This is a genomic window from Stenotrophomonas sp. 96582_Sma, assembly GCF_056480905.1.
This window is the reverse complement of record NZ_CM151122.1, coordinates 2,760,863-2,774,609: the sequence shown is the minus strand read 5'-3', so window position 1 is coordinate 2,774,609 and position 13,747 is coordinate 2,760,863. Positions and strand designations below refer to the sequence as shown.

9 protein-coding genes are annotated in these 13,747 nt (G+C 68.1%); 7 read left to right on the top strand and 2 right to left on the bottom strand.

Annotation, left to right across the window (positions count from 1 at the left end; translation table 11 throughout):
- The first annotated feature begins 50 nt into the window (after nt 1-50).
- Genes ACZK2R_RS12860 through ACZK2R_RS12830 form a run of 7 tightly spaced genes read left to right on the top strand, consistent with a single transcriptional unit; the run spans nt 51 to nt 9,611 of the window.
- Nucleotides 51-1,247 carry an MFS transporter gene (locus tag ACZK2R_RS12860; RefSeq protein WP_125895816.1) on the top strand — a complete coding sequence of 399 codons (1,197 nt, stop codon included), beginning with the start codon at nt 51-53 and terminating at the stop codon, nt 1,245-1,247.
- Nucleotides 1,244-2,437, top strand: coding sequence for an isochorismate synthase (locus ACZK2R_RS12855; protein WP_125895815.1), 1,194 nt, complete (start codon nt 1,244-1,246; stop codon nt 2,435-2,437). The genes ACZK2R_RS12860 and ACZK2R_RS12855 overlap by 4 nt, the downstream gene beginning before the upstream one ends.
- Nucleotides 2,434-4,086, top strand: coding sequence for a (2,3-dihydroxybenzoyl)adenylate synthase (locus tag ACZK2R_RS12850; protein WP_125895814.1), 1,653 nt, complete (start codon nt 2,434-2,436; stop codon nt 4,084-4,086). The genes ACZK2R_RS12855 and ACZK2R_RS12850 overlap by 4 nt, the downstream gene beginning before the upstream one ends.
- The gene (locus tag ACZK2R_RS12845; protein ID WP_478487296.1) at nt 4,086-4,718 is read left to right on the top strand and encodes an isochorismatase family protein; all 633 of its coding nucleotides are present in this window, start codon (nt 4,086-4,088) and stop codon (nt 4,716-4,718) included. The genes ACZK2R_RS12850 and ACZK2R_RS12845 overlap by 1 nt, the downstream gene beginning before the upstream one ends.
- The gene (locus ACZK2R_RS12840; RefSeq protein WP_125895812.1) at nt 4,718-4,975 is read left to right on the top strand and encodes a phosphopantetheine-binding protein; all 258 of its coding nucleotides are present in this window, start codon (nt 4,718-4,720) and stop codon (nt 4,973-4,975) included. The genes ACZK2R_RS12845 and ACZK2R_RS12840 overlap by 1 nt, the downstream gene beginning before the upstream one ends.
- A complete protein-coding gene (locus tag ACZK2R_RS12835; protein WP_125895811.1) occupies nt 4,972-8,862 on the top strand; it encodes an enterobactin synthase subunit F in 3,891 nt (1,296 codons plus the stop codon). Before ACZK2R_RS12840 ends, ACZK2R_RS12835 begins: the two co-directional genes overlap by 4 nt.
- A complete protein-coding gene (locus ACZK2R_RS12830) occupies nt 8,853-9,611 on the top strand; it encodes a 2,3-dihydro-2,3-dihydroxybenzoate dehydrogenase (protein ID WP_125895810.1) in 759 nt (252 codons plus the stop codon). The genes ACZK2R_RS12835 and ACZK2R_RS12830 overlap by 10 nt, the downstream gene beginning before the upstream one ends.
- A gap of 113 nt (nt 9,612-9,724) precedes the next feature.
- Here ACZK2R_RS12830 and ACZK2R_RS12825 read toward each other — a convergent pair whose 3' ends face one another.
- Both ACZK2R_RS12825 and ACZK2R_RS12820 read right to left on the bottom strand, forming a co-directional pair.
- A complete protein-coding gene (locus ACZK2R_RS12825) occupies nt 9,725-11,185 on the bottom strand; it encodes an esterase-like activity of phytase family protein (RefSeq protein ID WP_180837629.1) in 1,461 nt (486 codons plus the stop codon).
- Nucleotides 11,186-11,206: 21 nt separating this feature from the next.
- A complete protein-coding gene (locus ACZK2R_RS12820; protein ID WP_125895808.1) occupies nt 11,207-13,525 on the bottom strand; it encodes a TonB-dependent receptor in 2,319 nt (772 codons plus the stop codon).
- Nucleotides 13,526-13,747: the final 222 nt, after the last annotated feature.

Genomic DNA, 13,747 nt, shown 5'->3' with positions numbered 1-13,747 from the left:
GGGGCGTACAGACGCACCCGGCCATCCTTTCCTGTTACGGCTGGTGTTTCATGCACGCACGTCCCGTCGTTCCCGGCTTGCCGGCGCTGGTGTTGGCTGCCCTGATCGGCACCATGGCGATGATGTCCTTCGTCGCCGTGATCGGCCCGGTGGTCCGCATGCTCGGCTTGTCCGAGTGGCATGCCGGCCTCTCGGTCACCGCCGCCGGTGTGTTGTGGATGCTGGCCGCGCGCCCGTGGGGCCAGCTCAGCGACCGCATCGGCCGCAAGCGCGTGCTGATGCTGGCGATGAGTGCCTACACCGTGGTCTACATCGCGCTGGCGGTGTTTATCGACGTGGCCCTGCAGGCGGTGCCGCCTGTGTTGGTATCGGTGCTGGTGCTGGTCGGTGCGCGTGGCCTGATCGGCCTGTTCTACGCCGCGGTGCCTCCTACCGCTGCCGCGCTGATTGCCGACAAGGCACCGACCGGGCAGCGTGCGAAATTCCTCGCCCGCCTGGGCAGCGCCAACGCACTGGGCATGGTGCTTGGCCCGGCCGCCGCTGGCTGGCTGGCCTATACGAATCTGTCGCTGGCGCTGTATGTGGCCGCATTGTTGCCGCTGCTTGCTCTGGCATTGCTGGCGTGGCGGTTGCCGGCCACACCGCCGGTGGAGAGCGCTTCTGCGCAACGCCGCCAGCCGATGAGCCGTCTCGACCCGCGCCTGCGCCTGCCACAGCTGGCGGCGTTCATCGCCATGGTCTCGGTGACCATCGCGCAGGTGACGGTCGGCTTCTTCGCGATCGACCGCCTCGGCTTGGATGCAGCGGCGGGCGCGCGCATGGCGGGTATCGCGCTCACAGCGGTTGGCGTCGGCCTGATCCTGGCGCAGGCGCTGGTGATGAAGCTGGAGGTACATCCACGCCGCTGGATCGTCCTCGGCGCGCTCATTTCCGGCATCGGCTTCGCTTCGGTGGCGGGCGTGCAGCAGGCCTGGCAGTTGCCGGCGGCGTACGCGCTGGCCGCGTTCGGCATGGGTTTCGTATTCCCCTCGTTCCAGGCGCTGGCCGCCGATGGGGTGGAGGCGCACGAGCAGGGCGCCGCGGCCGGCACGGTGGCGGCCGCGCAGGGGCTGGGCATGGTGGCCGGGCCGATGCTCGGCACGCTGTTGTATCGCGGCGGGCCCAGCCTGCCTTACCTGCTGGTCGGCGCGCTGCTGCTGTTGCTGTGCGCGCTGGCCGCAGCGCATCGAATGAAGGAGACCCCATGAACGATTCCCTGATGCAGGGCGCGTGGCCGGAGGCTGCGCCAGCGCCGCAGGAGAACACCGACGACGCGTCGCTGTTCCTGCTGCAGCATGCGGGCCAGCACGTGCACGCACGCGGGTGCCGCGCCGCGCTGCCGGCCGGTGCACTGGCGACGCTGGCAGAGCGCGTTTCGGAGTTCTTTGCCCAGCAGCGCGGCGGTCCGGGCCTGTTGGTTGGCGCGGTGCCGTTCGAACCGCGTGCGGACGATGCGTTGTACCAGCCCGAGCGCCTGCTGCCGGCGCTGGCACTGCAACCTCAGGCCGCACCGCCGCTGGACGGCGCCCTGCGGGCCGAGCCTGTGCCGCAGGACTATGCGTCAGCGGTTGCCGCGGCGGTGCAGGTCCTGCGTGCGCCCGAGCAGAACCTGCACAAGGTGGTGCTGGCGCGCAGCCTGTTGGCACGCACCCGCGAGGCGCTGTCGCCGGACGTGCTGCTGGCACGCCTGGGCGCGGATCCGTCGGTGGCGACCTACGCGGTGCCGTTGCCGGTGGAGCTGGGCCAGGCGCCGGCGTGGCTGGTGGGGGCAACCCCGGAACTGCTGCTGCGCAAGCGCGGTGCCGAACTGTTGTCGCATCCGCTCGCCGGTTCAGCACGCCGCAGCGCCGATGCCGCCGAGGACGAGCGTGCCGCGCAGGCGCTGCTGGCCTCGACCAAGGACCATGACGAGCATCGCCATGTGGTGGACGCCATCGTCGAGGGCCTGGCACCGTACTGCAGCCACATCGATGCACAGCCACGGCCGGTGCTGCATGCCACCGCCAGCATGTGGCACCTGGGCACCCGCATCCATGCCACCCTGAAGGATCCGCAGACGTCTGCCGCCGAACTGCTGGCACAGCTGCACCCCACACCGGCGGTCTGCGGTACGCCGCGGCTGGCGGCACTGCAGCGCATCCGCGAACTGGAACCGGTGCCGCGCGGCTTCTACGCCGGCGCCGTGGGCTGGCTGGATGCGCAGGGTGACGGCGACTGGTACGTGGCGATCCGCTGCGCACGCCTGCAGGGCACGCAGCTGCGCCTGTATGCCGGTGCCGGCATCGTCGCCGAATCGGAACCCGAGGCCGAGGTGGCCGAAACCGCGGCGAAGTTCGCTGCCCTGTTGAACGCGCTGGGTGTCCATGAATCCGCGCCCTCCATCGAGCCTGCCGCATGACTACCTCCATTGATCCCTCCCGCCTGCCACTGCAGCAGGTGTGGCCTGATGAACTGATGGCGCGCTATCGCGAGGCCGGTCACTGGCGCGGCGAGACCTTCCCGGCGTTCCTGCGCGAGCGCGCGGAACGCTATGCGGATGACATCGCGGTGGTCGCCGGCGATGTCCGCCTGAGCTACGCGCAGCTGTGGCACGAAGCCGGTCGCATCGGTTCCGGACTGCTGGCACTCGGCCTGCAGCCCGGTGAGCGGGTGCTGGTGCAGCTGGGCAACACCGCCGGATTCATCACCACCGTATGCGGACTGTTCCGTGCGGGTCTGGTGCCGGTATATGCGTTGCCGGCGCATCGCATCACCGAACTGGTGCACTTCGCCAACAAGGCCGAGGCCAGTGCCTACATCACTGCCGACCTGCACGATGGCTTTGATCATCGCGGGCTGGCGCGGGCGCTGCAGGCCGAGGTGCCGGCGCTGCGCCACGTGGTCATCGATGGCGATGCGGCGGAGTTCACCGCGCTGCAGGCGCTGCAGGGCGATCGCAGCGAGCTGCCGGCCGACCCGGATCCGCAGTCGGTGGCGTTCCTGCAGATCTCCGGTGGCAGCACCGGCCTGTCCAAGCTGATCCCGCGCACGCACGACGACTACATCTACTCGTTCCGCGCCAGCAATGACCTCTGCGGCATCGACCGCGACAGCGTCTACCTGGTCGCGCTGCCGGCCGCGCACAACTTCCCGATGAGTTCGCCCGGCTTCTTCGGTGCGCTGTATGCCGGCGCCCGCGTGGTGCTCAGCCCCGGTCCCGGCCCGGATGCGGCCTTCCCGCTGATCGCCCGCGAACAGGTGACCTGCTGCGGACTGGTGCCGCCGCTGGCGCTGCTGTGGGCGCAGGCGGCGGCAACCACTCCGCACGATCTGTCCAGCCTGCAGGTACTGCAGGTGGGCGGCGCCAAGCTGGTGCCGGAAGCTGCGCGGCGCGTGATCGACGGCCTGGGCTGCACCTTGCAGCAGGTGTTCGGCATGGCCGAGGGCCTGGTCAACTACACCCGCCTGGATGATCCGGAGGAACTGATCGTGGCCTGCCAGGGCCGTCCGATCAGTCCGGACGACGAAGTGCGCGTGGTCGATGACCACGACCAGCCGGTGGCCGAAGGCGAAGTGGGCCATCTGCTGACCCGCGGCCCGTACACCATCCGTGGCTATCACAACGATGCGGTGGCCAACGCGCGCTCGTTCACCGACGACGGTTTCTACCGAACCGGTGACCGCGTGCAGCAGCTGGCCGGTGGCTATCTGGTGGTGCAGGGCCGTGCCGGTGACCACATCAACCGTGCGGGCGAGAAAATCTCCGCCGAGGAGATTGAAGATCACCTGCTGGCCCACCCTGGTGTGTTCGACGCGGCCGTGGTCTCCATTCCCGACGAGTATCTCGGTGAGCGCAGCTGCGCGTTCGTGATCCAGCAGGGGGAGCCGATAAAGGCGCCGGCACTGAAAGCCTGGATGCGTACGCGCGGCCTGGCGGCGTTCAAGGTGCCGGACCAGGTCGTGTTCGTCGACAGTTTCGATACCACCGCGGTCGGCAAGATCAGCCGCCGCGAACTGCGCGCGCAGCTGCGTGCGCGTCATCTGCAACAGACAGGAGGAACGCGCTGATGGCGCTGCCCCGTATCACCGATTACCCCTTGCCGACCGCCGCCGAACTGCCGCAGGCCCGAGGCCCGTGGCGCCCGCAGCGTGATCGTATTGCGCTGCTGGTGCATGACATGCAGCGCTACTTCCTGGCGGCATTCGACGCGGGTAGTACGCCGCTGCGGCGGGCGGTGGACAATATCGTGCGCCTGCTGACGCATTGCCGCGCGCACGGCATTCCCGTGTTCTACACCGCCCAGCATGGCGACCAGGATCGCCGTGACCGTGGCCTGCAGGCCGATCTGTGGGGGCCCGGAATGCGCCGCAGCGCCGACCATGAACCGATCATCGAGGCGCTGGCACCGCAGCCGGGCGAGCACGTGCTGGTCAAGCACCGTTACAGCGCGTTCCAGCGCAGCAACCTGGAGACGCTGATGCGGGTGCGTGGCCGCGACCAGTTGCTGGTGACCGGCGTGTACGCCCATATCGGCTGCACCGCGACCGTGGTCGAAGCGTTCCAGCGTGATATCGAGGCCTTCATCGCCGCCGATGCGGTGGCGGACTTCTCGCGCGCCGATCACGATCAGGCGCTGCACTGGATTGCGCGCACCAGCGGGGTGCCGATGACCACCGACCAGCTGCTGGAGGTGCTGTGATGGCTGCCACGGGTGAGGTGCTGGATCTGGAGCGCATGCGTGCCGACGTGGCGCGCGTTCTGGAGTGCGAGCCAGCAGAGATCGGTGACGACGACAACCTGATCGACCTGGACCTGGACTCGATGCGCATGCTCGGCCTGGTCCTGGCCTGGGGCAACACTGGCTTGCCGCTGGAGTTCTCGCAGCTGGCCGAGCACACCACGCTGCGCCAGTGGTGGGGCGTGGTGCAGAAACTGCAGGCCGCGCAGAACGCATGAACGTCGCTGTGCTGGCCACGCCGGTGGCACTGACCGAGGCCCAGGCCGGACTGTGGTTCGCGCAGCGGCTGGCACCGGACAATCCGTCGTTCAATACCGCGCATGCGGTGTGGATCGAGGGCCCGCTGGACGTGGCCGCGTTCGTCGCAGCAGCAGACCAGGCTGCGGGCGAAGCCCAGGCATTCGCATTGCGCTTTGCGGAAGGGACCGATGGTCAGCCGCTGCAGTGGCATGACCCGGCACATGTGCCGCTGCTGTCGGTGCGCGATCTAGCGGGCGAGGTCGACCCGGCATCGGCGGCGCGTGCCCTGATGCAGGCCGACCGGCTCAGCGCGGTCGATCCGACCCGCGACCGCATAAGCCAGCAGGTGTTGTTCGATCTGGGGGGGCAGCGCTGGGTCTGGTACCTGCGCGTGCATCATCTGGCGGCCGATGGCTATGGCATGGCGCTGTTCACTGATCGTGTGTGCGCGTTGTACGCGGGGCGTACGGGTGAGCCACTACCAGCGCTGGCTGGCGTGCTGGCCGATGATGCCGCGTATCGTGCCGATCCGCGGCGCGAGCAGGCCGGGCAGTGGTGGCGCGGGCAGCTGCAGGGCGCGCCGGCGGGCGCGGGCCTGGCCGGTACGCTCGCGGCCAGTGACGACGCGCTGCGCTGGGTGCAGCCGCTGGATGCGGAGTTCCGAGAGCAGCTGCTGCAGGCCTCGGTGCGTTGGTTGCAGCCATGGCCGGATGTACTGGCCGCGCTCGCCGCCGAGTATCTGCGACGGATGAGCGCCACCGATGAAGTGGTGCTGGGCGTGCCCTACATGGGGCGACTCGGCAACGCGTCGGCGCGGGTGCCGGCGATGGTGATGAATGTCCTGCCGCTGCGCGTGGCGGCTGGCGAGGGCAGCGTCGAGGCCTATACCCGCGGCCTGGGGCGGCAGCTCAGCCAGGGTCGCAAGCATGGCCGCTATCGCGGCGAGCAGTTGCGCCGTGACCTTGGTCTGGTGGGCGCACAGCAGCGGCTGCACGGTCCGCTGGTGAATGTGCAGCCGTTCTACAAGCCGCTGGCGGTGACTGGCGTGCAGGCGACGCTGGAGGTGCTGTGCACCGGTCCGGTGGATGATCTGACGCTGGGTTTCCGTGGCGATGGCCAGCACCTGCTGGACCTGGAGATCGAAGCCAATCCCGCGTTGTACAGTCGGGAGGATGTCGAGGCGCACGCGACCCGGTTGCTGCATTTCGTATCGGCGGCGCTGGAGGCCGGAGACATCGCGGCGGTGCCGCTGGCCTCCGCCGTAGAAGCGCAGCAGGTGGTGCATGGTTTCAATGCCACCGCGCATGCGCTGCCACAGACTACGTTGGTTGAACTGCTGCAGCAGGGCATGGACCGTGACCCGCACGCGCCTGCGCTGGTGTTCGGCGACACCAGGCTGGACTACGCAACGCTGGAAGCGCGGAGTTTCGCGCTGGCGGCACAACTGCGCGCGATGGCGGTCGGTCCGGGCAGTGTGGTGGCGGTGGCATTGCCGCGCTCGCTGGAACTGGTGATCGCGCTGGTGGCGGTGCTGCGTGCGGGTGCCGCCTACCTGCCGCTGGACCTTGCCCATCCCGATGAGCGCCTTGCGCGTATTCTCGCCTCGGCGCAGCCGGCGTGCGTACTGGCTGCGGCAGAGGTATCGGCGCGCATGGACGGTGTGCCGGTGCTTGCCCCCGACCAATGGACCGCGCTGAGTTTCGCAGCACCGTGGGCCGATCCGGCGCCCAGCGATGCAGCCTATGTGATCTATACCTCCGGTTCGACCGGCGAGCCGAAGGGCGTCGTCATCGAGCACCGCGCCATCGTCAACCGCCTGCTGTGGATGCGCGAGCACTACGGCATCCGTTCCGATGACCGTGTTCTGCAGAAGACCCCAGCCACGTTCGACGTCTCGGTCTGGGAGTTCTTCCTGCCGCTGCTGTGCGGCGCGACGCTGGTGGTGGCGGGTCCGGACGCGCATCGTGATCCGACCGAGCTGGCACGGCTTGTGCGTGCCCACGACATCACCACCGCACATTTCGTGCCGTCGATGCTCGACGCGTTCCTTGCCGCGCCGGCCTCCGAAGGCCTGCAGCTGCGCCGCGTGTTCACCAGTGGCGAGGCGCTGGACGCATCGTTGCGTGATCGTTTCCATGCGCGCGTGCAGGCCGAACTGCACAATCTGTATGGCCCGACCGAAGCGGCCGTGGACGTGAGCTACTGGCCGGCCTCTGCGCAGGACCGCTCAGGGCCGGTACCGATCGGCTTCCCGGTCTGGAACACACGCCTGTACGTGCTGGACGCGCGGATGCAGCCGCTGCCGGTAGGTGTGCCGGGCGACCTGTATCTGGGCGGCGTGCAGCTGGCGCGTGGCTACGTCGGCCGCGATGATCTGACCGCCGAGCGCTTCCTGGCCGATCCCTTCCTGCCGGGCGAACGGATCTACCGCACCGGCGACGTGGCGCGCTGGCGCGCCGATGGTGCCGTCGAATACCTCGGCCGCAGCGACCACCAGGTGAAGCTGCGCGGCCTGCGCATCGAGCTGGGCGAGATCGAGGCGGCGCTGCGCGAGCTGCCGGGCATGGAGCGCGTGGAAGTGCTGCTGCGCCAGGACACGCCGGGCGATGCGCGGCTGGTGGCCTATGTGCCAGCGGCGCTTGCCGATGCCGTGATGCTGCGCAGCCACCTGGCCACGCGCGTGCCGGACTACATGGTGCCGTCGGCGTTCGTTGGCGTGGATCAGTGGCCGGTGACCGCCAACGGCAAGCTCGACCGCAACGCGTTGCCGAAGCCGCCGCAGAACGAGATTGCCGGACTGGCGCCGCGCACGCCGCTGGAACAGGAGCTGGCGGTGCTGTTTGCCCAGGCACTCGGGCGTGAAGCGCCGGTGGCGGTGGATGCGGACTTCTTCAGTCTCGGCGGTGACTCGCTGTCGGCGGTGCACCTGCTGCTGGCCATCGAACAACGCTGGCGCTGTGACCTCGGCCTGGGCGCTTTGTTCGCGCAGCCGACCGTGGCCGCATTGGCGACGCGCATTGCCGAGCCGCCGGCGCTGGCCGACCACGCATTGGGCCCGGTGATCTCGTTGGCTGCGACTGATGCTGATGGGCCCACTCCGCTGTTCGTGCTGCACCCGGCCGGTGGCATCGCCTGGAACTACCGCAGCCTGGCGCGCGCCCTGCAGCCGGCTCGCCCGGTGTACGGCCTGCAGTCGCCCGCGCTGGATCCGAAGCAGCCGTTGCCGTCCAGCATCGAAGCCATGGCCAACGACTACGTGCAGCGCGTGGTCGCATTGCAGCCGAAAGGGCCGGTGCATCTGCTGGGTTGGTCGGTGGGAGGCATCCTCGCCCAGGCGATGGCGGTGCGCCTGCACGAGATTGGGCGTGAAGTCGGCGAACTGGTGCTGCTGGACGCCTACCCCAGCGAATGCTGGCGGGCTGAGCCGGAACCCGATGCCATCGCCGCATTGCGCGCACTGCTGGCGATTGCCGGCCATGATCCGGATGCACATCCGGAGCTGGACAGCCGTGAACGTATTCTCGGCTTCCTGCGTCGCGGTGGTAGTGCGCTCGGCAGCCTGCCGGATGTAGTGCTCGATGGCGTGGTGCGTGCGGTGACCGGCACCAACCGGTTGATCCGCGAACACATCCACCAACCATTCGACGGCACGCTGGTGCACGTGCGCGCTGGCCGGGATCATCAGGCGCGGCCGCAGCTGCAGTCGGCGTTGTGGCGCACGCACGCGCGCAGGGTGCAGGCGCTGGAGCTGCCGTTCCTGCATGCCGAGCTGACCGGCCGCGATGCGGTGGCGCAGCTGGCACCGTGGTTGTCGGCGCGCCTGCGCCACTGGGATGAGCAAGAGGAGATCGCAACATGCAGTTGACCGGCTTTGAAGGTCGCGTGGCCCTGGTGACCGGTGCCGCCGGCGGCATCGGCGAGGCTCTGGTACGGCTGTTGGCCGAGGCCGGCTGCACGGTGGTGGCAACCGACCGCGAGGCGCCCGTGGTAATGGATGCACGTGTACAGGCATTTGCGCTCGATGTGACCGACAGCGTAGCGGTGGACGCACTGGTGGATCGTGTGGAAGCCAGCATTGGGCCGATCGGTCTCGCCGCAAGCGTGGCCGGGGTCCTGCACGTGGGCGAGGTGACCGGGACTACCGATGCCGATTGGCGCCGGGTGTTCGCAGTCAATGCCGATGGTGTGTTCCATGTTGGCCGTGCGCTGGCGCGGGTGATGTCACCGCGAGGCCAAGGCGCGATCGTCACCGTCAGTTCGAATGCCGCCGGCGTGCCGCGGCATGGCATGGCCGCCTATGCCGCGTCCAAGGCCGCCGCCACGATGTTTACCCGTTGCCTCGGGCTGGAGCTGGCGCCGCTGGGCATCCGCTGCAATATCGTCGCCCCGGGTTCAACGCTGACCCCGATGCAGACCGGCATGTGGCAGGACGAGCACGGGGCCGAGCGGGTGATCGCCGGCAGCCTGGAGACGTACAAGGCCGGCATTCCGTTGCGCAAGCTGGCCACCCCGGAGGACATCGCGCACTCGGTGATGTTCCTGCTCTCCGAGCAGGCCGGGCACGTGGCGATGAGCGATCTGTACGTGGACGGCGGCGCCACCCTGCGCGGGTGAGCTTTGTAGAGTCGAGCCATGCTCGACTGCCTTGCGGCATGAGTCGAGCATGGCTCGACTCTACAGGGTGTATCGGGTTGATCCGGTAGCGCCGGGCCATGCCCGGCGACGTCTCAGGGCAGGGTCAGTCGGTAGACCAGCACGCGGTTGTCGTTGTCGAACGGGCTGTCGCAGGATTGGCCCTGCATGCGGCAGTGGCGGGCGATGAAGTCGTTGTCGTTGCCGATCAGCAACAGCATGTCGTTCGGATGCTGCGGGTCCAGCGCTGGCAGTACGTCCATGGCTTCCCACTTTTCCGAGAGCAGCCCGGCATGCGGGCCGCGCTTGGTGTCCAGGTCAAGGCCGGCACGCGCCAGCTGCGGGCGGTCGAGCAGGTTCAGCAGTTCGTCGCTGCGTGCGGGCACGATGCCGTCCTTCAACACGGTGCCCGCCGGGTCGGCCAGCACCGAGGCCGTACCGGACTCATAGTTGCTTCCTGCCAGGTTGCTGGCATCGGCCACATCCACCAGCAGCACCGACTTGTAGACGATCGGGTCATCGCCGTCCTTGCCCAGACCGTTGCCATCGCGGGCCAGCAGCAGGAAGCGGTGGGCATCCAGTGCACGCAGCTCGCTCTGCGCGGCGGTACGGTCCAGCTTGCCCTTGCCGTCGTGTGCATAGGCGGGCAGGGCCATCACGTAATGGCCGATCGGTTGCTGCGGCGTCGGCGAGGCCGTCACGTCGTAGACCAGCACGCGGGTGTTGATGCGCCCGGCCGCGTTGCCTTTTGCGCTGTCCTGCAGCGTCGCGCTCTGAAGGGCCACGAACAGGCGGGTACCGTCGGGGGACAGGCCCATGCCTTCCACGCCCTGGTTGTTGCGGCGCCCAGTCTGCGGCGCCGCCAGCGAACCGAAGGCGGGCTTGCCATCGCGCTGCGGACGGATCGCCGGCGGCGCCACGATCACACCCTGCAGCTGACCCTGCGCATCGAAGTAGTAGACGTTGGCGGTGTACTCGTCGCCGATGTAGAAGTGGCCATCGGCGGTGAACTGCAGCGACTCCGCATCCAGCGAGACCTTGCCCGCGCCTGCGCCGCTGGCCGGCGAGGGCAACACCACCTCGCGCTGGGTGATCGTGTGCTCACCCGGGTCGGCACCGGTGAACGGCTGCCCGTTGAAGTCCTTCAGCACCACGCCCCTGTCCGGCACCATCGTCAACGTGCCGAGTGCACCGGGCTTGGCCCGGATAACGTCGATACGCAGCTGCATGCGCTCCACGCGGCCAGCGTAGTCGTAGAACAGGCCAGCCTCGGGATCGTTGCGGCCGCGGTCGGGCAGGGTCCAGAGCACGCCTTCGTAGCCGCTGGCGGTGCGCTTCCAGGTGCCGGGCTGCACCGCCAGCGACGAAAACGAGCCCAGCGTATCGCCGAGGAAGTCCACCGTGCCCGCGGGCAACCGTCCGGCAGCGACCAGGCCCTTGTCCACATAGGTACGACCGCCCAGCTGCAGGGTGCGCGGTGGTGCACCCGTTGCCTCATGCGGAGCGGAGTATCCGCTGGCGGAGAGGGTGGCCAGCAGCAGGGCGGTCGTGAGCATCAGTGGACTCCGGGCGGAAGATCAGAAGCGAAGGTCGATCGTACCGAACACCTGGCGCGGTGCCGAGGCATGGAACACGTACAGCTTGCCGGCGGGGTCGCTGGGCGCGAACACGCTCGAATCCAGGTTGCTGGCGTAGCGCTTGTTGGTCAGGTTGGTCACGTTGAACGACAGGCGCATGCCCTTGGCGAAGCCGACCTCGCCGAAGTCATAGCCACCGGCGAGGTCGAACACGGTGAAGCCGCCGAAGCCCTGGTCGTTGGTGTAGGTGTAGAAGCGCTCGCCGGTGTACTTGCCACGCAAGCTGGCGAACCAGCCGTTGTCACGCCAGGTGATCTCGGTGGCCAGCAGCTGCTTGGGCGTATCGGTCTGGATCTTGCCCTTGATCTGCTGCTCGACACCGGCCTGCACGTAGTTGGAGGCGTAGGTCGAACGGTTCAGCGAGGCCGAGGTGTACCAGCTGAAGTGCTCGTTCGGGGTCCACAGCACGGTCAGCTCGGCGCCGCGGCTGTCGACGCCGCCTACGTTGTAGAAGCGGTTGCCGCAGGTCGGACCCACCGGCTGGCGTGAATCACATGGGTTGTACTGCAGCAGGCGGTTGTCGAAGCGCACGCTGTAGGCCGCGATCGAGGCCTGCAGGGTATCGGTGACGAAGCGGTAGCCGGCTTCCAGCGAGCGTGACTCCTCCGGCTTCAGGTTGCCCTGAGCGTTCCAGGTCGCCTGGCTGACCGCCTGCGGACCCAGCTTGAAGCCGCCCTGGAACATGGCGATGTTCTCGGCGTAGCTGGCGAAGATCTCGTGGTGCTCGGCCAGGCGGAAGTTGGCGCCGATGCTGGGCAGGAAATTCTTGCTGGCCTTCAACGAACCGGTGGCGAACTGGTTGTTCGAGGTCGGCGAGATCGGCGTCTTCGCATCGCCCGGCAGCGCTTGTGCATCGGAGGTGGCGTGCGGGCTCTTGGCCCCGAACTCCAGAGTCAGGCGGTCATCGAGCAGGCGCCAGGTGTCCTTCAGGAAGAACTGGTGAGTCTTCCAGCGGGTGCGTTGGGCAAACACGCCGACGTCGGAGGGCAGGGTGTTCATGCCACTCAGGTCACGCGGGCCGTCCACGGCGGTCTGGTAGCGCTCGGCGCTGCTGGTGTTGCGCTCGTACCAGACGCCGCCTTCGATGCGGTGCGCGCCCAGCTCCCAGTCGAACGACAGCGTGCCGCCATCGCGGTCGATGGTGTAGATGGTGTTGCGGAAGATGATCGGGATCTCCTGCGCGGTGCCCTTGTTCGACCACGCGCCGCTGTTCCAGTTGTGGCCTTCGCCGCGGTCGTCGTGGTGGTAGGCCAGGGCGCGCAGGCTGAAGCCATCGGCCAGGAAGAAGTCGCCGGCCAGGTAGTACAGGTTGTCGTCACGCAGGATCTGGCCGGCGGTGAAGGCACCATCGGCATCCTTGTCCGGGCCGCTGCTGTCGCACTTCTTCGCATTGAAGCTGGCGGTGTTGCAGTAGGCCTTGGCCACCGCCTTGTTCCAGTCCGGCGCGTAGCCGCCCCAGTCCCAGCCCAGGCCGCGCGACATCTCGTCCTTGGACAGGTAGAAGTAGTCCGCCTGGGTGGTGCGCGAGGTATCGACGAAACCGGTGATCTGGCCGCGGCCAAAGTTCCACACGCCCTTGGCGTTGAACTGCTTTGTGGTGGATTTGTTGTAGGCGGTCTGGTCGTTCCACAGATCGGAGACGGCATTCATGCCGGAAACGTAGCCGGAGAAGCCGTTGTACTCGCCGCTGTCGACGCGCACGAAGGTGCGGCGGTTGGCATCGCTGCCGAAGGTCTGCACCACGCGGCCACCCAACTCTTGGGCTGGGCGGTCAGAGGTATACGAGATGGTGCCGCCGAGGTTGCTGGTGGACGGCGTGCCGAGGCTGCCGATGCCCACCGCCAGTTCCGCGCCGGCCATGTTCTCGCTGATCAGCGCACGGTTGATGGTCAGGCCGTTGTAGTTGTTGTACGCGCCATCGCCCAGCGGCACGCCGTCGAGCGTGTAACCGAGACGGGTGGAGTTGAAGCCGCGCAGGCTGAGGGTCATCGACTGCTCGTTGGTGCCCAGCGCATCGGCCGACTGCGCGTTGACGCCCGGCAGTAGATTGAGCGTCTTCTGCAGGCTGGTGCCCGGCGGCAGGATGTCGAGGTTCTCGCGGGTGATGCGCTGCACCTGGCGCGCTTCACCGCTGCCGATCACCGAAACCGCATCGAGATCGGTGGCGGACGTGCCAGTGGAGGTCGGGGCAGCATCCTGCGCCCAGGCCGCGGGAGCGAGCGCCAGGGACAGCGCAGCGGCCAACAAAGTCTTCGTCATGTTACGGACACTCAGGCAGGCACGAGCCACCGCACGGGCGCGGAGCTCATGGAGTTAAAAAGGGGAGACAACCGATGCGACCGGTGGCGCTGCAGGCGCCGTGGATCAACGTGAAAATGGTGCGCTAGACAGATGACTGTCTGGTGACATGTTCATTCGTTGTGAGGCGCCTACCACGACGGGTAGTGCCGGCCGCTGGCCGGCAGCCACGTGGACCCATCT